Here is a 22,496-nt window from a genome sequence, read left to right as displayed (position 1 = left end):
CCCCCAGGGGGGAGGAGGCCGAAGGCCGGAGGGGGAAGACACTCTGAGCGCGCCCAACTTCCCCCTCCGTCGGCTTCGCCGACACCTCCCCCGCTAGGGGGAGGATTGGCCCCCTCACCCCTCCCGTCCCCCGCCCTTCACCGTGAACAGCCCCAACAGTCCCAGCGCCAGCAGGACAGCGATCGGGATGAAGCCCGCCACCTGGCTGGCGAAGACCTTGGTGGCGAAGGCGACCAGCAGCGAGCCGACCCACATGGTCGCCGTGCCCGACAGCGAGAACAGGCCAAAGAACGCCGCCATCCGGTCGGGCGGGGCCAGGCGCACCAGCAGGGTGCGGCTCGAGGCGTACTGGGCGGTGACGAAGACGGCGATCAGCAGGCCAAGGCCCAGATAGATCACCTCCGGCAGGGTGCGGAAAATCGGTCCGTTCCACAGCACGCCCTGGCTGGCGTCCCACGGCCAGACATAAAGGATCTGCTCGCGGGTCATGCCCAGCATGGCGATCAGGATCAGAATACACATCCCGACCTCCAGCTGGATGGCGCGGCGCGGGCCCAGCACCCGGTCCAGCCACGGCGCGATCAGGCCGCCCAGCACCCCGAAGATCGACAGCGAGATCCCGTAGGCCAGCATCTCCAGCTCGCCCCACTGCATCAGCCCCGCCGCGAACAGGCCGCCGAAGATCAGCAGCGCGGTCATGCCGTCGCAATACAGCATCCGTGCGCCCAGGAACTTGGCGACGTCGGCATGGCCCTTGAGGTTGCCGAAGGTGTCGATGAGCAGCTTGAAGCCTTCCTTCAGCGCGGCGGCGAACGGCAAGCCGGTGCGCGGCGCATCGCGCGTCCACAGGAAGAACGGGATCGCGCCCAGCAGCATGACCATCGCGGCCAGCGGCCCGACGATCCGGCTGGGCTCATGGTCGGCCTGGCTGAGGCCAAACAACGGGCCGGCCGGTACGAACGACCACGACACCTGGCCCGGCAGCACGAAGGCCCACATGACGAAGATCAGCAGCGCCACCGACAGACCGTTGGCGGTCGCATAGCCCAGGCCCGACAGCACAGGCTCCTGGCCCTTCTCGGCGGCGCGCGACAGCAGCGAGTTCTGCAGCACGTCGCCGCAATTGTAGACGACGCCCAGAATGATCAGGAACACCCCGATCAGCCCCACCGGCAGCCCTCCGGGCGTAGCCCACCAGAGGCCGAACAACAGCGGGACCATGATCGCCAGGCCCAGGGCCATCAGCGGCTTGCGCGGGCCATAGCGCTCGATCGAGGCCCCCAGGATCGGCGCCAGCAGCGCGGTCAGCAGGCCATAGGTGGTGGAGATGTCGGCGACGGTCGCCTGACCCTTGACCGGGTCACCGATCAGCACCCGCGAGAAATAGGGCGCGAACACATAGATGGTGACGAGGATCACATAGGGGTCGCGCGTGCCCTGGTGCAGGATCCAGCTCAGCGCCCCCTTGGAGAGCTTGCCGGTCGGCGGCGGAACCAGGACGTCTTCCCGCCCCTCCGCGCCGGCGACATCGCTCAAGCCCGGAGGCGTTCCCGCCAACTCGCTCATACCCCAAACCCCCAAGCGCGGCCCTCTGGCGGGACCGTCAGGCGAGGTTGGCGGTTAAACGGGTGTTTGTCACCTTACCGATTGGGGGCGCCTTTCAACCGACCTCCCCGGCGAAGGCCGGGGAGGTCGGAGTTTAGGGGAGGTCGGACCCTAAAGCAGAATATGCCCCGCCACCGCCTCGCGCGTCGCTGCGTCCAGGCCCACGGCGCCTTCCAGATAGCCGTCCAGCGAGCCGTACTGATCCTTGATCGCCGCGAAGGCCGCCGCCAGGTACCGGGCCTCCACGCCCATGGCCGCCCGCATCGCCGCCTCGGTGGGCCGCTTGCCGGTCAGCTCATAGATATTGTTCAGGAAGATGTGGCCGCGCCGCTCGAAACGGGTCGGGTCGTTGGTCAGGAGGTAGTCGTCGATGACGTCGTCGTCCGAGACGCCGGCGATATGGTGGGTCAGAGCCGCCAGGATGCCGGTGCGGTCCTTGCCCGCCGCGCAGTGGATCAGCACCGCGCCCTGCCCTTTCGCCACCGCCTGGAAGTAGCGGCTGAACAGATCCAGGTGCCGTTCCTTGAACGGCGCGCGGCGGTAGTACTCGTCCATGTAGTCGTGGATCGACTCCAACGACAGATCCGACTCCTTGAGGAAGGTGTGCCAGGGATCCTCGCCGGTCATGCCGAGATCATTGTCGATCACCTGGGCCGAAAAGCCGTCCCAACGGCGCGACGGCGAACGCTCGCGCTCATTGGGGCGGCGCAGGTCCACCAGGGTGGCGATGCCCAGCGAGGCCAGGTGCGCGAGGTCCTCGTCGGTCGCCTCGGCCTGGTGCGCGGCGCGAAACAGCACGCCCTTCTTCAACCGCCCTTCGCCTGCGGCGTAGTCGCCGAAGTCACGGAAGTTCTCGACGCCTTGCAGGGGGATCAGTCTGGTCATGGGCAGGTGACTTATCGAATGGGCGCGCGGCTGGAAAGCGCCCCCTCCGTCACGCGGCCTTGCCGCGCGACACCTCCCCCGTTGCACGGGTGAGGAGGACCCCGCTCCCCTCCTGCCCCGCTTGCGGGGGAGGTGGCTCGGCGCGGATACGCGACGAGACGGAGGGGGCGTCGCGATCTCACCACCACTTGGCCTTGCGATCCTCGGCCGTCGCCGGCTTGGCGCGCCAGAGGAAGACGAAGTTGCGGTGCTCGGCCCAGGTCTGGCCCTCCAGGCCGCTCGCGCCCTGGCAGACGCTGGTGTGATAGGGCCCCGCGCCATCGGTGGTGCGGAAGCTGGCGCAGATGCGACCGCCGGCCGCCTTCCAGCGACCGGCCAGGATCTCGCTGTCATAGAAGCTGCCGGTCACCGTACCGTCGGCCTCGAGCGTCAGGCTCATGCCCTTGTAATAGGGCTCCGACGGCGTGGCCGACAGGTCCACGACCCAGTCTCCGGCGAGCGGCCCTGGCGGGGTCGCCGTCTGCAGGGAAAGGGCGAGCATCACGGCCAGCATGGGCGCCTCCAACGGCGATCGATAACGCTGTTACGCGGCAAGTGTAGCGGTGGATGGCTGGGCGCTGTCCCCAAAAAAGCGTGTCATCCCGGGCGGCGCAGCCGACCCGGGACCCAGGGGGTGAAGGAACTCCGTGCAAGCCGCCCCTGGGTCCCGGCTCTACGCGCGCCGCGCTCCGGCCGGGATGACACCAGGAGCCCCCTACCGCCGCAACAACGGCTGGATGCGGTCCTGCAGGGGCTGGTCGATATAGCGGTGAAACAGCCACGCCCCGCCGTAGGCCAGGGGGAAGCCGGCCAGCCACATCAGCCACTGCCAGCCGATGCCGATCGGCACGGTGTCGATCAGCTTGTGCACCGCGCTCCAATAGATCACCCCGACGAAGATGTGGGTGATGAACAGGGCGAACGACAGCTTGGCGCCCTCCTCGATCCACCGCTGGGGGCGCTTGACCGGCAGGCGCCCGGCGCCCAGCACGATCATGGCGATGGCCAGGAGCGAGGGCGCGTCGAACAGCAGCGGATCAGGCAAGGCGTAGCGATCCAGCGGCTGGGTTATGACCAGCAGGGCGACGCCGCCCCACAGCAGGGCGTGGGCCGCGCCTTCCGAGGGCCAGCGCATGTCGACGGTGCGCGCCAGACAGACGCCCAGGATGAACAGCGGCAGGGCCCGGACCACGCCGAACTGGAACCGCAGGTCCGCCAGCCCCTGGTCGAACACCGTCTCGGCCAGCACCTCGAACGCGGCCAGGATCACCACGCCCAGCAGTGGCAACAGCCAGGCGTGGCGGATCTTGCTGACCGCGCGCCAGAAGCTGGGGAACAGGGCGTAGCAGACGATCAGCGCCGACAGGCTCCAGCTGGGCAGGTTCCAGCCGTCGCTGGGGAAGCCCCAGGCGTGGACGAGGAAGGCCTGCGGAACCAGCTGGTCCCAGGCGAAGCGGCTGGGCTTGTGGGCGTCGGTGCCGATGGCGTTCAGCACCACGACCAGCACCGCCAGCATGGCCAGCACCGCCAGGTGCCCGGGCCACACCCGCGCGGCGCGGCGCACCCAGAACTGCGGCGTGCTGAGCCGTCCGCTCAGGGTCGAGGCGCCATAGGCCCGGCCGAGCACATAGCCCGACAAGATGAGAAAGAAGTCGGTGGCCAGAAAGCCGCGCGAGAACACCTGGGCGAAGCGCTCGATCCGCATCGGGCTCTCGGCGCCATAGTGGTAGACGACGATCAGCAGCGAGGCGAGAAAGCGCAGGAAATCCAGCGCCCCGCCGCGCACGTTTTCCTTGCCCGAAACATGGCTGACCGACTGAGCGGTCGGCTCGGTCGCAACGGGGGTCCCGTCGGAGGGAATCTGGGGCGGCGCGGCGGTCACCATGGCCGCATAGCAAAGCCCGTCCGGAGGCGGAAGCCGTCAGCCGAACCTCGTCTTGCGCTATGGCGTCGCGGACACTATCTGCAACTGCAGTTGTTTCTAAAAGGCAGCATCGCCATGCCCCGCTTGCCCGCTCTCTTCGTCGGCCACGGCTCGCCGATGAACGCCATCGAGGACAACGCCTGGCGCCGCGACTGGACGCGGCTGGGGCGTGAGCTTCCCCGCCCCAAGGCCATCCTGATGGTCAGCGCCCATTGGGAGACACGCGGCGCCGCAGCCGTCAGCGCCTCGGCCGCGCCTGAGACGATCCACGACTTCTTCGGCTTCCCGCAGGCCCTGTTCGATGTGCGCTATCCCGCGCCGGGCGCCCCGGCCCTGGCCGCACGGGTGGCCGATCTGCTGGCGCCTGACACGGTGGTCCAGCACCCGACGCGCGGGCTCGACCATGGCGCCTGGGGCGTGCTGGCCCCGATGTATCCACAGGCGGACATTCCCGTCGTGCAGCTGAGCCTCGATCGCGACCGCAGCGACCGCTGGCACTACGAGGCCGGCCGGCGCCTGGCCCCGCTGCGCGACGAGGGCGTGCTGATCATCGGCAGCGGCGACATCGTCCACAACCTGCGCGCCATCGACTTCCGCCGCCCCGAGACCCTGCCCTGGGCCGAGCGCTTCAACGAGGCCGCCAAGCGCCTGATCCTGGCCGGCGACCATGACCCGCTGATCGACTGGCGCACCCTCGGCCCCGACGCCGAGGCCTCGATCAACAGCGCCGAGCACTATTTGCCGCTACTCTACGTGTTGGGCGCCCAGACGCCGGGCGAGCCGGTCAGCTTTTTCACCGACGATGTGTTTGCGGCGATCTCGATGACGGGGGTGCAGGTGGGGTGACTCCCTCTCCCATGGGGAGAGGGTTGGGGTGAGGGGGTACGGCGTCCGACGGAGCGCCGGCACGCCGTCAGACCGCGTAACCCCTCACCCTCCCACGCCTGCGGTGCGGGCCCCTCCCTCTCCCTCTGGGAGAGGGAACCTACAACACCCCCGCCGCCGCCTTCGCCGCCGCCACGCGCTCCTCCATGCCCTTGCCGTAGATCGCCGTGATCCGCTCCAGCACCTCAGCCGGCGCGGTCTCCGGCCGTCCGGCGTTGAACGGCGGCGCCGGCGCGTATTCGACGGCCAGCTGGATGCCCTGGGCCACCGCCTCGCCGGCCAGTTCGGCGATCAGGGTCAAGGCGAAGTCGATGCCCGCCGTCACCCCGCCGCCGGTGATGTAGCGGCCGTCCCGCGCCACGCGCGCGGCGTCGGGAACGGCGCCGAACAGCGCCAGCTGGTCGCGCCAGGCCCAGTGGCAGGCGGCGCGCTTGCCCTTCAAGAGCCCCGCCGCCGCCAGCACCAGCGAGCCGGTGCACACCGAGCAGACATAGCGCGCGCCGTCGGCCAGGCGCCGGATCTCTGCAATAAACTCAGGATCGCCCATCGCCTGGGTCGTGCCAAAGCCGCCGGGCACGATCAGTACGTCGCAGGCCTCGATGTCCGACAGCTTGGGCAGGCGGGCGAACACCAGGCCGTCGGCCTCGATCTCGCCGCCCGCGAGGCTGGCCACGGTGACCTTGGCGCCCGGCAGCCGGCACAGCACCTGATGCGGGCCGGTGAAGTCCAGGTGCGTGACGCCCGGGAACAGGGCGATCACGATCTGCAGGGTCTGGCTCATGCGATGGTCTCCGTCACAGTCTAGCGCGAAGATGACTCGACGAGGCGCTGGCGGAAATGACATAGTTCCCGCAATTTCAGCCAAGGCGTCCGCCATGTCCCGCGCGATCGGCTTTTTCGTCTATCCCGGCTTCCAGTTGCTGGACGCCACCGGCCCGATCGCGGCGTTCGAGATCGCCGGCCGGCTGGCGCCCGGCGCCTACAGCCTGCACTTTCTGTCGCTGCGCGGGGGTCTGGTCCCCAGCACCTCGGGCATGGTCGTGCAGACCAAGGCCCTGGCCGAGGCGCCGCCGCTGGACACCCTGCTGATCGCCGGCGGCGACGCGGTGAAGGTTCCGGCCACCTGCCCCGAGACCCTGGCCTTCGTCCGCCAGGCCGGTCGCTCGGCGCGCCGCGTGGCCAGCGTCTGCTCGGGAACCTATGTCCTGGCCGAGGCGGGCCTCTTGGACGGCAAGCGCGCCACCACCCACTGGAGCCGGACCAAGGACTTCCAGCGCCGCTATCCGCATGTGCGGCTCGAGCCCGACCGCATCTGGATCCAGGACGGGGCGGTGTGGAGTTCGGCGGGCATCACCGCCGGCATCGACCTGTCCCTGGCCCTGATCGGCGCCGACGAGGGCGAGGCCGTGGCCCGCCGCACAGCCCAGCAACTGGTGGTCTATCACCACCGCCCGGGCGGCCAGTCACAGCACTCGGCGCTCATTGACCTGCGCCCCGGCCGCTTCGACGCCCTGCTCTCCTGGGCGCGCCAGAACCTGTCCGAGCCCTTGACCGTCGAACAGTTGGCCGACCGCGCCGCCATGAGCCCGCGCAACTTCGCCCGCCTGTTCGCCCAGGAAACCGGCGTCACCCCGGCCAAGGCCATCGAACGCCTGCGCGTCGAAGCCGCCCGCGCCCTGCTCGACAGCCAGCCGCTGCAGGTCGAGGACGTGGCCCTGGAGACGGGTTTCGGCGATCCCGAACGGATGCGGCGGGCCTTTATCAGGGCGTTCGGACAGCCGCCTCAGGCGCTGCGGCGGGCGCGGGCGGGCTAGCGGGGAGAAACGCCCCCTCCGTCACGCGGCTGCGCCGCGCGCCACCTCCCCCGCAAGCGGGGCAGGAGGGTTCGGTGTCCTCCTCACCCGTGAAACGGGGGAGGTGGCGCGAGGCGGTACGCGTCGCGACGGAGGGGGCGCAACGCCCTCTTTTGAACGTCCCTACCCGCGCGGCCACTGGCTCAGAATGGTCTGGGCGTCGAAATAGTCCCGCCAATAGGCGATCTTGCCGTCGACGACCTCATAGACACCGGTCACCGGCAGCTCGACCCAACCGTCCTTCAGGCGGTGCCGATCCAGGCGCTCGTGGAAGACCAGCCCGCCATCGACGGCTTCGCGCAGGATCCGGAACTCGTTCTCCAGGGTCGGCGCGAAGAAAGGCTCCAACACCGCGCGCACCCCGGCCGGACCATGGACCGTGCCGATCGGCGGCGGGTTCGTATACTCGCAGGCCGGCGCCAGATGCTGGACGGCGGCGTCATAGTCGAGCCGCTCCATGGCCTTCATGAAGGCGCGGACGACCTGGGCGGGGGACGGGGCGGTCGAGGACATGGCGTTCTCCCTGAGCGGCTCACAGAGCCTGTAGCGATCGCTACACGGTAACGCATGTAGCGATCGCTACAAGCCCCGTTTCCGATCGGGAACAAGGATCACCCCTTCGGCGTCATCAACTCGATGCGGTTGCCGAACGGGTCGTCGGCATAGACACGATCCCATCCCTCCAGCGGCTCGTCCTCGACAACCCGCACACCGGCCGCCTTCAGCCGCTCGGCAAGGGCGCGCACGTCGTCGACCACCAACGCCGGATGCGCCTTCCGCGCCGGGCGGAACTCGGCCTCGACGCCGAGATGGATCTTCACCGGGCCGTCCTCGAACCAGCACCCGCCCCGCTTGGCCAGATGCGGCGGCTTCTGCTTTTCAGCGATCCCCAGGAGGTCACGGTAGAAGGCCCGCGCCTTCTCTTCCTCCCCCGCCGGCATGGCCAGTTGCACATGCTCGATCGCCAGGATGGTCATGGTCAGAGCCCTCTCCGGTCCCGCGATCTCGGATCGTCGGTGATCTCCCCCGAATGCAGCACCCCGTCGATCGCGCGGCCCCGCCAGGCGACGGTGCTGTCGTAGATCGCAGCGTCGGGGTCGATCACCGACAGCAGAACCCCTTCGGTCTCGGGCTCAAGCGCCCCGGTGATCACACCATCCGGCCTCACACAAAACGACGGCCAGCAGCTTTTCGGCGCCGACGCGTTCGGACAGCTGATCCACATATTGTTGTTCGAGGCGCTGGCGATCATGCCCGCCGGCATGGTGATGGCCGGCAGCGTCGTTCCGCCGGTCAGGTGATGGCTTCCGACGTCGGCCTCCATCGCCGAGAACCGTTCGACCGAGAGCCCACCCGCGTGGAAGCCGTGGAACATCAGCCGCACGCCCCGCCGGTGATAGGCGCGATAGAGCTCGGGATAGCGATAGTCATGGCAGATCAGCACGCCACAGCGCACGCCCCTGATCTCGAAGACGGCGAAGTGATCGCCCGGCGTGTAGTGGGCCAGATCCCCGGCCAGGCCCTCCGCATCGCCGGCGCAGAACCGCTTGTCGTAGCGGTCGACCAGCGCGCCCGAGGCGTCGATGACATAGGCGCAGTTGTGCGGCTTGCGCCCTTCGGACAACGGATGGGCCGAGCCGAGGATCGTCCAGAGCCCAAGCTCGCCGGCCAGCGCCATGACCCGACGGGTCGCCGCCTCCAGACGCGGCCAGTCGAACCCCTCAAAACTCGCAAAGTCGACGCCCGCATAGCCGGACAGAGCCGCTTCGGGGACATGGACGACATCCGCACCACTTGCCCGGGCCTGCCGCATCAGCCGCTCGATCACCGCCGCGTTGGCGTCGATATCGGCGCAGACGGCGAACTGGACGGTGGCGATCGTCAGGCTCACCCGCCCCGCTCCACCCGCAGCGTCGCCACCTCGTCCTGCAGCTGCGCCAGGCGCTCGGCGTGTTCGCGGCACAGGACCATCAGTTCGTCGCTGCGCAGGGCGTCGACCTTGTCGATCACCCGCATGATCTCCAGCTCGGCCCGCAGGTTGACCGCATAGTCGTGCTCGGCGGTCAGGCGGTCCTTCGCCGCCTGGCGGTTCTGGCTCATCATGATCACCGGCGCCTGGATGGCCGCCACGGTCGAGAGCAGCAGGTTCAGGAAGATGAACGGATAGGGGTCGAACGCCAGGTTCAGCGGCTTGAGCGCCAGGTTCACCCCGATCCACAGCAGCAGCGCCAGGCCAAAGCCGCCGATGAAGTTCCAGGAGCCGCCGATGGCCGCGACCTTGTCGGCCAGGCGCGTCCAGAAGGTGCCCTCGTCGAAGACCGTGCGCGGGTCGGAGGGCTGCTCGGCCAGGATCAGATCGATGACCCGCTTCTGGACGTCGTTGAGCTCGCCGTAGGACTTGCCCAAGAGGTCCATCGAAAGCTGGTCGAGGCGGTCGTGCGACATGGGCGGGGACTCTGCGAACGGGGAGCCCGCATCATCGGCGGCCGGACCCGCGCGTGACAAGGCCGCGATTAACAGGGCCGCGATTGACAGGCGCGCCTCGACAAGGCGACGCTCGATCCGTCGGGTGGGGCTGACGAAGTATCAAATCATCAATGGAGAAGCGCCATGGCCCATAAGTTTCTGATCAAGAAGAACAAGGCCGGCGAGTTCGTCGCCTATTTCGTCTACAACAGCGAGACCATCTTCTGGACCGAGGGCTACACCTCCAAGGCCTCGGCCAAGAACGCCATCGAGTCGATCAAGAAGAACGGCCCGGCGGCCGAGATCGACGATCAGACGGACTGATCTGTCCAAGCCAGACGCTCCCTCGCGATCGCGGGGGAGCCGATGGGCCGCTTCAAGACACCTTGACCCCTCCGCCCGTTCGGCATCTGATCATTGATAACAATGATACGGGAGGGGTCCATGCCGGCGAACGGGCGCAAGAGCATCTTCATAACGGGCGCGGCCAGCGGCATCGGCCTGGCCTGCGCCAAGCGGTTCGCCCAGGAGGGCTGGTTCGTCGGCCTGTCGGACATCGACAAGGTGGGGCTGAAAGCCGCCCTGCTGGCCATCGGCCCGGAGAACGGCTCGATCCATCCCCTGGACGTGCGCGACCGCGAGGCCTGGGAGAACGCCATCGGCGAGTTCGGCCGCGAGACGGGCGGCCAGGCGAACGTGCTGCTGAACAACGCCGGCGTCGCGCGCTTTGGCATGCTGAACGAGATGTCGGACGCCGACTGCGACATCCAGATCGACATCAATCTCAAGGGCGTGATCAACGGCGCCCGCGCGGGCCTGCCGCTGCTCAAGGCGGCCGGCGGGCGGCTGATCAATGTGGCCTCGTGCGCGGGCCTCTACGGCTCGCCGAAGCTGGCGGTCTATTCGGCCACCAAGTTCGCGGTGCGGGGCCTGTCAGAGGCGCTGGACGTCGAGTACGCCGCCTATGGTGTCAGCGTCGCCTGCGTCATGCCGTGGTTCGTCGAGACGCCGATCCTGAACGCGGCCTCGGACGGCTCCAACAAATCGATGTCGGAGTCGCTGAAGGCCGGCGGGCTGGAGGTCTATCCCGTCGAGGACGCCGCCCAGGTGGTCTGGGAGGCCGCCCACGGCAAGGCCCTGCACTATCTGGTGGGCAAGCGGGCCAAGCAGATGCGCTTCGCCGCCAGCCACATGCCGGGCAGCCTCAGGAAGCAGCTCCGCTCGCGGCCCCTACTGTAGCCTTCAGGCCTTCCAGCGCCGGCTTGTCATGGGTCGGCGCGCTGGCCTTGGCCGGCGTCAGCGTCGGCGCGGAGGCCGGTTCGCTGACCGGACCGATGGGCCCGCCGACGCCCGGCGCGCTATTGGCGGGCTCCGGACGCGCCAGGCTGGCATAGGCCACCGGGCCGTGACCGTCGGCCGTCAGGCTGGCGATCTCGGACGGAGCGATGTCGTCGACGGTCGGGGATTGGATCGAACCCCCGCTGCGGCGACCGAAGCGATAGAAGATGTGCATGCCCACCTGGGTCACGCGCTGCAGGCGCGGGCCCCAGCCCGGCGACACATGCACCGTGTGGAAGTGGGTGGCCGAACCGACCGGGCTCTCCATCGTGCCCGCCACGACGCGGGTGGCGACCTTGCGCGCGCGGCTCCAGGCGCCGGTGTCGCGGACGCGGCGCATCGAGCCGTCGCAGGCGAAGCTGAACTGGCAGCCGGTGCGGTTATAGGCGCCCTGGAACACGACGCCGCAGATCGACTTCGGGAAGGCCGGGTGACGCACGCGGTTCAGAACGACCTGGGCCACGGCCGCCTGGCCGCTGGGGGTCTCGCCACGGGCTTCGTAATAGATGGCCTGGGCCAGGCATTCCAGCTCACGCGAGCTCTGCAGGGCGTTGCCCAGCTGGAAGGGACCCGCGCCGGCGCCATTGAACATCGTGCCGAAGCTGGCGCGCAGCATCAGCGGGCCGGTGCGGCCGCTCTGGCCCGGCAGCAGGGCCGAACCGGCGCCTTCCAGACGGGCGGCCAGCATCGCCGACTGACGATCACGCTGATCGACGGCGGCGAAGAGATAGGGGTCATGACGCTTGGCCACGGCGAGCGCGCCGGGGTCCATACGCGTAGAAGCGCTGAGCATCGCCGCCTCGGAGAAGTCCCCCGAAGCGCCTTCCGCCAATCGGGCGACGCGGGCGTGGGTGGAGGCCGATTGGGCCAGGCCACCCAGAAGGTAAACGCCGCCCAGGGCGAGACCCGTGATGGATCCCACCAATACGGCGCCGACCAGCCCGCGCGCGTCCGCGCGCGTCTGCGACTTGATATACAAAACTCGTGTCCTGCGCGGCGAGAGCCTCCGGCTCCCCGACAAAAGCGCCCCGGAAACCCCGCGAAAATCACTGGCGGAGACTCTTCCGAAGCGGAGGACTGGCCGTATCACGCTGTGGCCAAGATCCTGCTTGTAGCGGCTTATGACGTATCCATGACCGACTCGCAAGCACTTGACGCGCCGCAACATGGCCTCTGCGCGCATGCGTCGCGCAGTCTAATCGTTAACGCCTTGAATCCTCGCAAAAAGCTGGACAAGTCCGATCGGCGTTTTTTTGCCGCCCCGAAAGCCTTGCCGCGCCTGTGCTCAACCGATCCTGGCGGAATCTGGACCAGCGCTTATCGTTACTCGGCAACGACACAAGGTTAACGCCGCAGGGCCGCGCGGGGACTCTGGCGAGCCCCCGCACGTCCTGGATCAGCGCCCCCTGATCAGGCGCCAGCCGTCGATGACCAGCTTCAGCAGCATGATCGCCACGGCGACCCACAGAGCGACCTGCAGGCTGAGGTCCACCGTCTTTTGCAGGTTGGCCAAGCCCGCCACCGTGGCCTCCGGCGCGACCAGGGTCACCAGCGGCATGGCCGGCCAGAGGGCCGCGGCGATGGCCAGGCCGATCAGCCCGGTCACGATCTCGAAGCCCGCCCGCGCCCGCACCCAGCCCGGCTTGACCATCAGGATCAGGCTCGACATCACCTGCACCACCGCCATGACCAGGATCGGCCAGTAGAGCGTCTGGAAGATCGGCGAAAAGCTCAGAACGATCTCGCCGCCGCGCGTGGTGATCACGTTATCGTTGGGGAAGTCCACCAGCCCGGTCCACCAGCCGATGAACAGCAGGGTGACCGCCGCCTCGAAGAGACCTTCGAACCGGCTCTCGAAGAGCCGTTTCTTGGACTTGGAGACCCTGGGCAGGTCATTGACCTTCCAGTTCCTGAACCCGTCGGTGTTGATCCAGCCGCGCTCGATGGCGGCGCCGATCAGGGTCGCCGCGCCGATCAGGCACAGCGCGGTCGGGATGAAGTCCGTGACGGTCCGCATCACCAGACGCGCGTCGCCATGCGCCGTCAGCAGGGCCACGCCGGCCGGGATCGCCGCCGCGATCGCCGCCACAATCACCAGCACTTTCACACTGAACAGCCAGAACGGATAGAGCTCAGGCCCGATCAGCGCCGTATGCGGCCCATAACGGCCGGCGACGGCGATCGGATGACCGATCTCGCGCAGCAGTTCCTCGATCTCGCGCTTGTCCAGCGGGCGGCAGCGCTGGGCTTCGAGGTCCTCGACGCGGTTGACGATCAGGTCGCGCAGCTCGGCGACGATGTCCTGGCGCGAGTCCTTGGGCAGCAGGGCGGCGACAGCGCCCAGATAACGATCGACCAGATCGCTCATGTCATGGGGTCCTTTGGTAAGAGTAGCCGCGGTCACAGCAACGGCTCCAGGGCGGCGTTGATCGCGCGCCATTCGTCGGCGAGGCGGGCCAGCACGGCCCTCCCCTCGCTCGACAGCTGATAGAAACGCTTCTTGCGCTTGTCTTCCTCGCGCCACTCGCTGGCCAGCAGCCCTTGGGCCTCCAGCCGGCGCAGCATCGGATAGAGCGCGCCTTCGTCGATCTCCACGCCCACGCCCGAAAGCGCCTGACGCAGGCTGTAGCCGTAGCGCTCCTCCCGCAGCTGGGCGAGGACGGCGAGGATCAGGGTTCCCCGCCGCAGCTCCTGGCGGAGCGATTCAAAGATGTCCGTATCGGTCGGCATAGGGTGTACGACGCATAGTGTGTGGCACATGGTGTGCGATACACACTGTATGTCACACAGTACTGACGTACGTCAACGCCGAAGGAACGATCTTCGCGCGCGCCGCGCTCATAGGTGTTCGTACCCAATACCCCGGCGCCGGGATTGAGCTAGGCTTCGGGGATCAGGAGCCTTGCCCATGCCGCGCACGATCCACCCCCTCGCCGTCGCCGTTCTGCTCGCGGGCGGGCTTCTCGCCGCGGGGACCGCCGCCGTCGCCCAGGCCTCGGCGGTCAATGGTCAGAAGCTGGCCCAGCGCCACTGCGGCGGTTGCCACGCGGTCAGCGACCTCAAGAGCCCCCTGCCCGGCGCCCCGGCCTTCGCCAAGCTCTATCTGCGCTATCCGCCGGGCCGCCTGGACCAGGTGCTGTCCGAAGGCATGCTGTCGCCCGCCTCGCCGCCTGAGGAGGGCTCGCCCCAGACCCATCCCCGGATGCCGCAGGTCAAGTTCGACGACGACCAGCGCGCCGACCTGAAGGCCTATCTGAACGGCCTGGATCCGCGCTGAGGCCGCTCAGGCCGCCGCCGTCAGCGCGGTGTTGATGCCCGCATAGAGGGTCGCCGGCGTCACCGGCTTGGTGATGAACCCGTCCGCCCCGGCAGCGAGCGCGGCGTCGCGATGCTCGCGCGAGGCGTTGGCGGTCATCATCACGATCGGCGTGGGGGTACGCCCCTGCCCTTCGCGCGCTTCCAGACAGCGGACCTCCCGGGTGGCGGTCAGGCCGTCCATCACCGGCATCTGCATGTCCATCAGGATCAGGTCGAAGCGCTGCGTGGCCAGAAGGGTCAGCGCCTCGGCGCCGTTCTCGGCCATCACCAGCTCCGCGCCGGTCGGCTCCAGCAGCAGTTCGACCACCCGGCGGTTGTTGGGATTGTCCTCGACCAGCAGGATCGTCATGGCCGTGGCCAGATCCGCCTCGCTCTCGACCGCCACCGAGGCCTCGGGCTCGGCGGTCGAGACCGGCACGTGCACGCGGAACACGCTGCCGCGCTCCGCCCCGGCCAGCGCTTCGATATCGCCACCCATCATGCGCGCCAGGGCGCGGCAGATGGTCAGGCCAAGCCCCGTTCCGCCGAACCGGCGCGTCACCGAGGCGTCGCCCTGGATGAACGGTTCGAACAGCATGTGTTCCATCTCGGGCGACAGGCCTACGCCCGTGTCGCGCACCTCGATCAACAGGGTCTGCGCCGCCGGGTCCGCCCCCTCGACCGTGACACTGACAGCGATCTCGCCCGCGTCGGTGAACTTGATGGCGTTGGCCAGCAGGTTCCACAGGATCTGGCGGATCTTCTGGGCGTCGCCGCGATAGCGCCCGCCGGGCGGCGCCGTCACCGAGACGCTGAACCCCAACCCCTTGTTGTCGGCCTTGATCTTGAAGAGGTCGGTCGAGGACCGCACCAGATCCTCGATCCCGAAGGTCACGACCTCCAGCTCCATGCGCTCGGCCTCGATCTTGGCCAGGTCCAGCAGGGCGCTGAGGATCGACTCCAGGGTCGCCCCGGACTCGACGATGATCTCGACCATCTCGCGCTGGCGATCGGTCAAGTCGCTCTGGCCCAGAGCCGAAGCCAGGGCGATGACCCCGTTCAGCGGCGTGCGGATCTCGTGGCTGACATTGGCCACGAACTGGGATTTGACCTGACTGGCGCGCTCGGCCAGCTCCAGCGCGTCGCGCAGCTCGGTCTCGCGTTCACGCAGTTCGGTCACGTCGATGAACGAGGTGACGGTCAGGTTGGGCGGCTCGCTGATCTTGTCGAAGATCGGCAGCGAATTGACGCTGAGCCAGCGCAGCGCGCCGTCCCGAAGATGCACGCCCAGCACAAAGTTCAGGACCGGCTCCCCCGTGGCCAGGCACACCATCGACGGCTGGGCCTCGACCGGAAGCGGCGCTCCGGCGGCGTCGACGATCCGCCAGTCGTCGTCGACCGAGCTCTTGCCCAGCAACTGGTCGTGGGTCAGGCCCAGCAGCGCGGCGGCGGCGGGGTTATGGCGCAGGATGATGCTGCTGCGGTCCTGCAGCACCACGCCTTCACGCATCGCAGCGAAGATCGTCCGGAACTGCACGCCCTCGGCCGCCAGGTTCAGCAACTGCTGGCCCTGGGCGTCGGCCAGTTCGCAACGCGCGCGCATCTCGATCAGCCGGGCGGCGATCCGCGCCAGGCGCTCCAGGGCCTGGGTGTCGCCGGACGACCAGTCTCTGGGGCGCTGGTCGATCACGGCGACCGCGCCGATGGCCACCCCCTCGCGCGTCATGATCGGCGCGCCCAGATAGCTGCGGATCTGTTCAGGCCCGTTGACCAGCCTGTTGTCCTTGAAGCGCGCGTCGAGGCGGGCGTCAGGGATCGACAGGGTCTTGGACGCCGCGACGGCATGGGCGCAGAACGAGGCGTCCCGCTCGGTCTCGCAGGCCTCGATCCCCACCCGCGCCTTGAACCACTGGCGATCACTGTCGATGAGCGACAGGACAGCGATCGGCGTCTGGCAGGCGTCGCGCGCGGCCTGGACGATGTCGTCGAATTCCTGCTCGGGCGGCGTGTCGAGAATGCCCAGCTCCAGCAGAGCCCGGATCCGTGCAGCTTCCTGGTCCAGCTCCGGAACCGCCATGATCTTGATCGCCGCCCCCAAATCGCCCGCCACCCCTTGGTAGCGCGCCATACTGGGAAATGGGAACGCTGTTCGTCCACACTTATGGGGATGCTGCCAATTGACGCAGACGCCCTGCGCCCTCGCCTAGAGCCGGCCCCGTTCAGACGGAACCCGCTAAACGGGGCAGACCTGGTCGCGCGCCGGGGCCATGCGCGCCGCCTTGAGCTGATGGCCGACCGTCACGATCGCCTCCAGGGCCGGGACCAGCCCCTGGCCCAGCGGCGTCAGGGCGTATTCCACAGACGGCGGCGAGGTGGGCTGGATCGTTCGCGAGAGCACGCCCTTGGCTTCCAGCTCCTTCAAGCGCTGGGACAGCACCTTGGCCGACACCGGCGGGATATCGGTCCGCAGCTCGCTGAACCGCCTCGGACCGGCGCGCAGATGCCAGATCACGTTCGGCGCCCAGGCCCCGGCGATGACCGCCATGCACTCGGTCAGCGCACAGGGCTCCGGCGGCGGCGCGCTGCGGTTCTTCCGGACTTTCAACACCATGGCCAACGCTCGGTTACCGCCAGGAAACGCCAAAAGCTGGTAACCAGAAGAAACCAGGTTGGCAATGGTGACCTGTGCCCATAGGTGCGCGGCGGCACTCAAACTGGAGACGTCGCCATGCACCTCTACTTCAAGCCCGGCGCCTGTTCGCTGGCCGCCCGCATCACCCTGATCGAACTGGGCCTGCCGTTCGCGGCGGTCCCCGTCGACACGGCCAAGGGAACCACCGCCACCGGCGCCGACTACAAGCGCATCAACCCCAAGGGCTATGTCCCGGCGCTGGCGATCAGCCCCGGCGTGGTGATCACCGAGAACCCGGCCATCCTGCAGTATCTGGCCGACCTCGCGCCCGAGCGGGGCCTGGCGCCGCCGGCCGGCGGACTGGAGCGCGTCCGCCTGCAGGAGTGGTTGGCCTTTATCTCCTCGGAGCTGCACAAGGCCTTCGCACCCTGGTTCTCCGGCCGCCCGATGAACACGGAAGACAAGGCCCAGGCCGAGGCCCATCTGGCGCGCCGTCTCGATGACGTGGAGCGCCAGCTGGCCGATGGCCGGACCTATCTGCTGGGCGAGGGCTTCACCGTCGCCGACGCCTATCTGTTCGTGGTCCTCAATTGGACCCGGTTCATCGGCGTATCGCTGGCGGCCTGGCCCTATGCGGCCCGCTTCGTCGAACAGGTCCAGGCCCGATCGGCGGTTCGCGAAGCGCTGATCGAGGAAGGCCTGTCGCCCGCCGGAGACGCCGCATGAGCGACTTCGCCGGCGTCCAGGACGTCCTCCGAAAGTACTTCGACGCGCTCTATACCTGCGACGTGGATCTGCTGGCGGAGGTCTTTCACCCCCGCGCGATCTACGCGACCGCCGACGAGACCCCGCCGCTCTATCGCGACATGCCCACCTATTTCGAGGTGGTGCGCGGGCGCACCCCGCCGGCGGCCTCGGCCGATCCGCGCCGGGACATCATCGACGAGATCGCCTTCGCCGGCGACAACGCCGCCGCCGCGCGGGTGCGCTGCACGCTCGGCGCGCGCGACTTCGTCGATCTTTTGACCCTGGTCCGCGAGGACGGCCGCTGGCGGATCATCGCCAAGGTCTTCCAGATCATCGAGAAAGGCTGAGACCATGCCCTATGTGAACATCCAGGTGACCCGCGAGGGCGTCACGCGCGAGCAGAAGGCCCACCTGATCGACGGCGTCACAACCTTGCTGGCCGAGGTGCTGGGCAAGGACCCCAACACCACCTTCGTCGTCATTGAGGAGGTGGCGCTGGAAAACTGGGGCGTCGGCGGCTTGCCCGTCGAGGCCTACCGGGCCCGGAAACGGCCGGCGGCGACCTGACACGCCGGACGCGGACGCGGCGCTCAAGGAACGCCGCGTCCGCGATCAAGCCTCGGAGCTCTCGCGTCCGGCCGAACGGCCTGGAACCTTGACCGGCGGCGTCCACGCCAAAGTTCGACGAACGCTGATACGACTTTAAGTCGGCGTAAACCTCGCCCATCTCAAAAACAACTTTGGAGGCCGGGGGATCGCGGGCCTCAACGGGGGAATTGCGAATTGGTCGGGGGCGGCGTCAGTCTGAACGCCTTACGCGGCGCTGCGGCTTTGTCCGAAGCGGACGCGCGGCTGTCGAGCGCGGGGAACCGCGTCTCGACCGGGCGACGCATCGACTCGCCACGCGACAACGGCGCGACCTGGAGCATCTCGCGGCGTATGGCGACGGAAGCCCGCAGCTTCCAGGTCGTCAATGACAGCCTGGCGCGCGGCGCGTCGATGTTGGACGTCGCCGCGGCCGGGGTGGAGCAGATCCACGATTTTCTGGCGACGGCGCGTGAGAAGGCTCTAGCCTTGCGCGACCCGTCCCTCGACGAGCCCTCGAAGCTCGCCCTGGTCGCCGACGTGAAGATGCTTGTCGATCAGGTCAATCGCGTCGCCATGCAAGCGGTGTTCGACGGCAAGCGGCCGCTGGCCGACAAGCTCACAACCGGCTCGGTGACCTATAGCCAGACCACCTACAACCCGGTGACAACGGCGGCGACGCCGGCGAGCCTGGGCGGAGCCTTCGTCAACGCCTCGGGCGTGGCCGCCCAGACCTTTCTCCGCGACGGCGGCGCAACGCCCGGTCGGATCGACCTCTATCTGGACGCTTATGGGGTGCCGGACGTTCTGGAGATCTGGCAAGGCGGCGCGCGCCGCGCGGCCACGGGTCAGGGCTTTGTTGGCGGCGGCGCGCCGGTGGCCGCGGGCACGGCGGTGTCCGGCCGCTCGATCCTCAGCTTCGACTACAACCCCGCCAGCGGCCACGATATCGAGTTCCGCTTCAACGAGGCGGGAAGCCTGGCCGGCACGGCCTGGGCGGTGGACGCGATCGCCCTTCAGCCCCTAGCCAGCGCGCGGCCAACGACCAACACCACCAGCTTCACTGTGCCGGACGTCACCACCTCGTCGGCCACCGGCTACGACTTCACCTCCGACCCCAACGGCGGGAGTGAGCTGGTCACCTCGCAGCCGCTGACGGCCGAGGCCTTGGACCTGGACACCATCGACTGGACCAATGTCGGCGGAATCTTCGAGTCCGTGGAGCAGGCGCTCAACAAGACGCGTGCGGCCGGTATCTATTTTGGCGGCCGCCAGGAAAGCTTCGCCGGCCTGATCGCCCAGAACCGCCTGATGAGCGACACCTTGGCGACAGGCGTCGGCAATCTGGTCGATGCGGACCTCGCGCGGGAGTCCGCCCGCCTCCAGGCCCTGGAAGCCTCAGCCAGCCTCGCCAGCCAGGCGCTGTCGATCGCCAACAGCCAGCAGAGCTGGGTCCTCGGCCTGTTCAACTGACCGCCCCCCACTCCACCGCTTCGAGGGGGCCAAGGTTTGCGCGACCTCAGCGGCGACAGTATCTTGTACGCGAAGAGGGGATGACCACCTTGTCCAGGACCAAGGGCGCCAAGGATCTCGACCACGAGGCCAAGCGCCGCGACTTGTTGGAGAAGATGACGCTCCACCTCATGGCGCGTGGGGGCGAGCGCGCGAGCTTTCGCGACCTGGCCGCCGCCGCCGAGGTGTCGCCGCCGACCCTGCGCCACTATTTCGGCGACCGCCGCGCGGTGATCGACGCGGTGCTGGAAGAGTGCCTGCGACGCGGCCGTCCCGGCCTCGACGCCCAGCGCCTCAGCGACCTGCCCTTCGAGGCCTCGATCCACGCCTATGCGCGCAGCCTGGTCAATGCGCTGCGGGCCGAGAAGTCGGTGCGGCTGGGCGACGTCTTCGCGCTGAGCCTGGCCGAGGGCCTGCTGGACCCGAACTACGGCCGCCCCGCCCTGGAGCACATCGTCGAGCCGACGCTGCAAGCGTTTGAAGCGCGCCTGCACCTGCACATCGCGCGCGGCGAGATGCGGGCCGATGTCGATCCGCGCATGGCGGCGTTGCAGCTGGTCTCGCCGCTGCTGCTGGCCTGTCTGCACCAGGACCAGCTGGAGGGCGCTCACCTGCGCGCCATGAACCTGGAAAAGCTGATCGCCACCACCTGCGGGGCGTTCCTGCGCGCCTTCGCCGTCTCGCCGCCGGTGTGGGGCTATGACGAGCCGCCCGAACCGGTCCTGGCTGCGGCCGATTGGCGCTAAACGTCGCAGCGAACCCTTAAGCGGTTCCCCGCCCTTTCTTTATACCAACTGATACACTAAATAACCCTCGATCGATTTGACCGAGGGAGACGCCCTATGGACGGCGCATTCCATATCCTCGAGCCCCGCAGCGACAGCGCGACACGCGCCGGCGCCAGCTCTGGCGTCGGCTCTGGCGTCGGCTCTGGCGTCGTCCGGGCCATGGCCGCGCTGGGCGGGCTGGGCCTGATCCCCTTCGTGGCGCCGCCGCTCCTGTTCCTGGCGGGCGTATTGCCGGCCGAGACGGCCTGGATCGCCCAGGCCGCCTATGCGGGCGCGATCCTGGCCTTTCTCGGCGGCGTCCGCGCCGCCCACGCCGCGCTGGGCGCGCGGGCGGACATCGCCACCCTGGTGATCGCCATGGCCCCGCCGATCGTCGGCTTCGCGGTCGCGGCCCTGGTGGCCGGGGCCGGCTCGCCCGCCCTGGTCTCTACAGGCCTGCTGGGCCTGGCCCTGGCGCTCGCGGCCCAAGGCGCCTGGGACATGACCGCCGGCGCCCTGCCCGACTGGTACCGCAAACTGCGCCTGCCGCTGACCGTCGTGGCCTGCGGCGCCCTGCTGGTCGGCGCGCTGCTGGCGAGCATGCCCTGATGAGCGGTCGCCTCGCCGTTGTTGTCGGGGCCAGCGGCGGCCTTGGCCGCGCCTTTGTGGCCCGTCTGGCCGCCGAGCCCGGCTGGAGCGCCGTCATCAGCGTCGGCCGCGCCCGTCCGGACGACTGGCCCGAGGACCCTCGCACCCCGTTCCTGGCCCTGGACCTGCTGGACGATACCGCGCTCGCCGACCTCGCCCGCCAGCTGCGCGAGCGGGGAACGCTCGGCCTGCTGCTGATCGCCACCGGCCTGCTGCACGACACCGACCTGACGCCCGAAAAGAGCATGCGCGCGGTCAGCGCCGAGGCGATGCAGCGCCTGTTCGCGGTCAACGCCGTCATTCCCAGCCTGGTCGCCAAGCACCTGACCCCGCTGCTGCCCAAGGACGAGCCGAGCGTCTTCGCCGCCCTGTCGGCGCGGGTCGGCAGCATCGGCGACAACCGGCTGGGCGGCTGGCACGCCTATCGCGCCAGCAAGGCGGCGCTGAACATGATGATCCGCTGCCAGGCGCTGGAGCTGCAACGCGAGCGCCCGCTGGCCGTCTGCGTGGTGCTGCACCCCGGCACGGTCGCCACCGATCTCAGCGCCCCGTTCGCCCGGTCGCCCAAGACCCTGTTCACCCCCGACGACGCCGCCCAGCGCCTGCTCAAGGTGCTCTCGCGCCTGGAGCCGGCCGACAGCGGCGGCTTCTTCGCCCACGACGGCCAGCCCATCCCCTGGTGAGACGCTCGCCCCCTTCCCAACCCTTTTCGGAGACGCCCCGCATGTTGATCCCCAGCGATGTCGCCCGCGCCGTCCGCCGCACGACCACGACCTTCGTCCTCAACTGGATCGACGCCCGTCAGCGGACGCTGGACCTGGATCCGTTGGAGTTCCTGATCGTCCACACGATCGCCGCCGCCAATCTGCAGCACCTGCCCGCCAGCCGCCGCGCCGACCTGAACGATCCCGAGGCCGGCGACGAGCGTCACCCGGTGTCGATCGAGGGCGTGGCCGCCGCCTTGAACGTCTCCAGCGAGACCGTCCGCCGCCGCCTCAAGGCCCTGGTCGCCCGCGGCATCGTCGAGCGCATGGGGCCTGTGGAGGACGACGACGGCGAGCGCAGCGGCCTCAGCGCGGGCCTCGCCATCAACCTCAAGGCCCTGGAAAGCCCGGCCATGCGCCGGTCGCTGGGCCTGGAGCTGTCGCAGCTGTGGCGGCTTCTGCTGTCGCTGGAGCAGCTGGGCGTCATCCGCATCAACCGCCAGCACATCGCTAACATGGCGGCGTGAGGGGTGCGCGCAGGGTCTGCTACCGCCAGCCTGCTGCCAGTCTCCGTCAGCAGGCCCCCTAGCCTTAACCCCCGCGCGCTCC

At 68.8% G+C, this 22,496-nt stretch carries 27 protein-coding genes and 4 pseudogenes; 17 read left to right on the top strand and 14 right to left on the bottom strand.

From position 1 onward, the window contains the following. Window positions 1-131 (top strand): annotated as a pseudogene (locus CVUC_RS20175) (hypothetical protein); the annotation flags it as partial. Here the strand turns inward: CVUC_RS20175 and CVUC_RS01450 are convergent. After that, window positions 115-1,581: an MFS transporter gene (locus tag CVUC_RS01450; protein ID WP_096034115.1), complete on the bottom strand. Its 1,467-nt coding sequence runs from the start codon at window positions 1,579-1,581 to the stop codon at window positions 115-117. The pseudogene CVUC_RS20175 and the gene CVUC_RS01450 sit on opposite strands and share 17 nt — an antisense overlap. Before the next feature lie 135 nt (window positions 1,582-1,716). Next, window positions 1,717-2,490 (bottom strand): tyrosine-protein phosphatase, encoded by a 774-nt coding sequence (locus tag CVUC_RS01445; protein ID WP_096034116.1) that lies wholly within the window; start codon window positions 2,488-2,490, stop codon window positions 1,717-1,719. A gap of 32 nt (window positions 2,491-2,522) precedes the next feature. Here CVUC_RS01445 and CVUC_RS20735 point away from each other — a divergent pair. Then, window positions 2,523-2,646 (top strand): annotated as a pseudogene (locus CVUC_RS20735) (hypothetical protein); the annotation flags it as partial. Window positions 2,647-2,668: 22 nt separating this feature from the next. Here CVUC_RS20735 and CVUC_RS01440 read toward each other — a convergent pair. Both CVUC_RS01440 and CVUC_RS01435 read right to left on the bottom strand, forming a co-directional pair. Then, entirely contained in the window at window positions 2,669-3,055 is a 387-nt protein-coding gene (locus tag CVUC_RS01440; RefSeq protein WP_096034117.1) for a hypothetical protein, read from the bottom strand. Between the two features lie 189 nt (window positions 3,056-3,244). Next, the gene (locus CVUC_RS01435; protein WP_164468284.1) at window positions 3,245-4,411 is read right to left on the bottom strand and encodes an acyltransferase family protein; all 1,167 of its coding nucleotides are present in this window, start codon (window positions 4,409-4,411) and stop codon (window positions 3,245-3,247) included. A gap of 117 nt (window positions 4,412-4,528) precedes the next feature. Between CVUC_RS01435 and ygiD the strand changes: the two genes are divergently transcribed. Both ygiD and CVUC_RS20165 read left to right on the top strand, forming a co-directional pair. After that, window positions 4,529-5,299 (top strand): 4,5-DOPA dioxygenase extradiol, encoded by a 771-nt coding sequence (ygiD, locus tag CVUC_RS01430; RefSeq protein WP_096034119.1) that lies wholly within the window; start codon window positions 4,529-4,531, stop codon window positions 5,297-5,299. A 28-nt stretch (window positions 5,300-5,327) separates the two neighbouring features. Beyond that, window positions 5,328-5,441: pseudogene (locus tag CVUC_RS20165) on the top strand (hypothetical protein); the annotation flags it as partial. Here CVUC_RS20165 and CVUC_RS01425 read toward each other — a convergent pair. Continuing rightward, window positions 5,439-6,119 carry a DJ-1/PfpI family protein gene (locus CVUC_RS01425; RefSeq protein ID WP_164468198.1) on the bottom strand — a complete coding sequence of 227 codons (681 nt, stop codon included), beginning with the start codon at window positions 6,117-6,119 and terminating at the stop codon, window positions 5,439-5,441. The pseudogene CVUC_RS20165 and the gene CVUC_RS01425 sit on opposite strands and share 3 nt — an antisense overlap. A 94-nt stretch (window positions 6,120-6,213) precedes the next feature. Here CVUC_RS01425 and CVUC_RS01420 point away from each other — a divergent pair, with 94 nt between their 5' ends. After that, complete coding sequence (locus CVUC_RS01420) at window positions 6,214-7,152, top strand: GlxA family transcriptional regulator (protein ID WP_096034121.1); 939 nt, start codon at window positions 6,214-6,216, stop codon at window positions 7,150-7,152. A 162-nt stretch (window positions 7,153-7,314) separates the two neighbouring features. On the opposite strand, the gene CVUC_RS01415 is transcribed toward CVUC_RS01420, so the two are convergent. From CVUC_RS01415 to CVUC_RS01400, 4 genes are all read right to left on the bottom strand, one after another. Continuing rightward, window positions 7,315-7,704: a limonene-1,2-epoxide hydrolase gene (locus tag CVUC_RS01415; RefSeq protein ID WP_096034122.1), complete on the bottom strand. Its 390-nt coding sequence runs from the start codon at window positions 7,702-7,704 to the stop codon at window positions 7,315-7,317. 98 nt (window positions 7,705-7,802) lie between these two features. Beyond that, a complete protein-coding gene (locus tag CVUC_RS01410) occupies window positions 7,803-8,168 on the bottom strand; it encodes a VOC family protein (RefSeq protein ID WP_096034123.1) in 366 nt (121 codons plus the stop codon). Window positions 8,169-8,170: 2 nt separating this feature from the next. Continuing rightward, window positions 8,171-9,082, bottom strand: coding sequence for a carbon-nitrogen hydrolase family protein (locus CVUC_RS01405; RefSeq protein WP_096034124.1), 912 nt, complete (start codon window positions 9,080-9,082; stop codon window positions 8,171-8,173). Then, a complete protein-coding gene (locus CVUC_RS01400) occupies window positions 9,079-9,636 on the bottom strand; it encodes a DUF1003 domain-containing protein (RefSeq protein ID WP_096034125.1) in 558 nt (185 codons plus the stop codon). The genes CVUC_RS01405 and CVUC_RS01400 overlap by 4 nt, the downstream gene beginning before the upstream one ends. Before the next feature lie 165 nt (window positions 9,637-9,801). Between CVUC_RS01400 and CVUC_RS01395 the strand changes: the two genes are divergently transcribed. Beyond that, the gene (locus tag CVUC_RS01395) at window positions 9,802-9,981 is read left to right on the top strand and encodes a YegP family protein (protein WP_096034126.1); all 180 of its coding nucleotides are present in this window, start codon (window positions 9,802-9,804) and stop codon (window positions 9,979-9,981) included. Between the two features lie 93 nt (window positions 9,982-10,074). Beyond that, a complete protein-coding gene (locus CVUC_RS01390) occupies window positions 10,075-10,896 on the top strand; it encodes an SDR family oxidoreductase (protein WP_164468199.1) in 822 nt (273 codons plus the stop codon). Here the strand turns inward: CVUC_RS01390 and CVUC_RS01385 are convergent. Next, a complete protein-coding gene (locus CVUC_RS01385; protein WP_012640622.1) occupies window positions 10,862-11,974 on the bottom strand; it encodes a cell wall hydrolase in 1,113 nt (370 codons plus the stop codon). The genes CVUC_RS01390 and CVUC_RS01385 overlap by 35 nt on opposite strands. Window positions 11,975-12,088: 114 nt before the next feature. Here CVUC_RS01385 and CVUC_RS19785 point away from each other — a divergent pair, with 114 nt between their 5' ends. After that, window positions 12,089-12,343, top strand: coding sequence for a hypothetical protein (locus CVUC_RS19785; RefSeq protein WP_164468200.1), 255 nt, complete (start codon window positions 12,089-12,091; stop codon window positions 12,341-12,343). A gap of 48 nt (window positions 12,344-12,391) precedes the next feature. On the opposite strand, the gene CVUC_RS01380 is transcribed toward CVUC_RS19785, so the two are convergent. Together CVUC_RS01380 and CVUC_RS01375 are read right to left on the bottom strand one after the other, a co-directional pair. Beyond that, complete coding sequence (locus CVUC_RS01380) at window positions 12,392-13,435, bottom strand: hypothetical protein (RefSeq protein WP_233279790.1); 1,044 nt, start codon at window positions 13,433-13,435, stop codon at window positions 12,392-12,394. Then, window positions 13,396-13,725: a PadR family transcriptional regulator gene (locus CVUC_RS01375; protein WP_164468201.1), complete on the bottom strand. Its 330-nt coding sequence runs from the start codon at window positions 13,723-13,725 to the stop codon at window positions 13,396-13,398. Before CVUC_RS01375 ends, CVUC_RS01380 begins: the two co-directional genes overlap by 40 nt. 172 nt (window positions 13,726-13,897) lie before the next feature. Between CVUC_RS01375 and CVUC_RS01370 the strand changes: the two genes are divergently transcribed. Next, window positions 13,898-14,272 (top strand): c-type cytochrome, encoded by a 375-nt coding sequence (locus CVUC_RS01370; protein ID WP_096034131.1) that lies wholly within the window; start codon window positions 13,898-13,900, stop codon window positions 14,270-14,272. Window positions 14,273-14,278: 6 nt separating this feature from the next. Here CVUC_RS01370 and CVUC_RS01365 read toward each other — a convergent pair whose 3' ends face one another. Together CVUC_RS01365 and CVUC_RS01360 are read right to left on the bottom strand one after the other, a co-directional pair. After that, the gene (locus CVUC_RS01365) at window positions 14,279-16,369 is read right to left on the bottom strand and encodes a hybrid sensor histidine kinase/response regulator (RefSeq protein WP_164468285.1); all 2,091 of its coding nucleotides are present in this window, start codon (window positions 16,367-16,369) and stop codon (window positions 14,279-14,281) included. 142 nt (window positions 16,370-16,511) lie between these two features. Then, window positions 16,512-16,909, bottom strand: a pseudogene (locus CVUC_RS01360) (winged helix-turn-helix transcriptional regulator). 111 nt (window positions 16,910-17,020) lie between these two features. Here CVUC_RS01360 and CVUC_RS01355 point away from each other — a divergent pair. The 8 genes from CVUC_RS01355 to CVUC_RS01320 all read left to right on the top strand — a co-directional run bounded on the left by CVUC_RS01355 (window position 17,021) and on the right by CVUC_RS01320 (window position 22,414). Then, complete coding sequence (locus CVUC_RS01355) at window positions 17,021-17,650, top strand: glutathione S-transferase C-terminal domain-containing protein (protein WP_096034134.1); 630 nt, start codon at window positions 17,021-17,023, stop codon at window positions 17,648-17,650. Then, window positions 17,647-18,018, top strand: coding sequence for a nuclear transport factor 2 family protein (locus tag CVUC_RS01350; protein WP_010920811.1), 372 nt, complete (start codon window positions 17,647-17,649; stop codon window positions 18,016-18,018). The genes CVUC_RS01355 and CVUC_RS01350 overlap by 4 nt, the downstream gene beginning before the upstream one ends. 4 nt (window positions 18,019-18,022) lie before the next feature. Then, window positions 18,023-18,238, top strand: coding sequence for a tautomerase family protein (locus CVUC_RS01345; protein ID WP_096034135.1), 216 nt, complete (start codon window positions 18,023-18,025; stop codon window positions 18,236-18,238). A gap of 216 nt (window positions 18,239-18,454) precedes the next feature. After that, window positions 18,455-19,729, top strand: a complete 1,275-nt coding sequence (locus CVUC_RS01340) for a flagellin (protein WP_010920813.1) — start codon at window positions 18,455-18,457, stop codon at window positions 19,727-19,729. An 80-nt stretch (window positions 19,730-19,809) separates the two neighbouring features. Further along, complete coding sequence (locus CVUC_RS01335) at window positions 19,810-20,514, top strand: TetR/AcrR family transcriptional regulator (protein WP_096034136.1); 705 nt, start codon at window positions 19,810-19,812, stop codon at window positions 20,512-20,514. Window positions 20,515-20,610: 96 nt separating this feature from the next. After that, window positions 20,611-21,144 carry a DUF3429 domain-containing protein gene (locus CVUC_RS01330; protein ID WP_096034137.1) on the top strand — a complete coding sequence of 178 codons (534 nt, stop codon included), beginning with the start codon at window positions 20,611-20,613 and terminating at the stop codon, window positions 21,142-21,144. Next, window positions 21,144-21,866 carry an SDR family NAD(P)-dependent oxidoreductase gene (locus CVUC_RS01325; RefSeq protein ID WP_096034138.1) on the top strand — a complete coding sequence of 241 codons (723 nt, stop codon included), beginning with the start codon at window positions 21,144-21,146 and terminating at the stop codon, window positions 21,864-21,866. The genes CVUC_RS01330 and CVUC_RS01325 overlap by 1 nt, the downstream gene beginning before the upstream one ends. After that, complete coding sequence (locus CVUC_RS01320) at window positions 21,863-22,414, top strand: DeoR family transcriptional regulator (RefSeq protein WP_096034139.1); 552 nt, start codon at window positions 21,863-21,865, stop codon at window positions 22,412-22,414. The genes CVUC_RS01325 and CVUC_RS01320 overlap by 4 nt, the downstream gene beginning before the upstream one ends. The last annotated feature ends 82 nt before the right edge of the window (window positions 22,415-22,496 follow it).

Source organism: Caulobacter vibrioides, from assembly GCF_002858865.1.
GTDB classification, from domain to species: Bacteria; Pseudomonadota; Alphaproteobacteria; order Caulobacterales; family Caulobacteraceae; genus Caulobacter; species Caulobacter vibrioides.
Note: the sequence above shows the minus strand (reverse complement) of the source record. Positions and strands in the feature narration are given on the sequence as shown.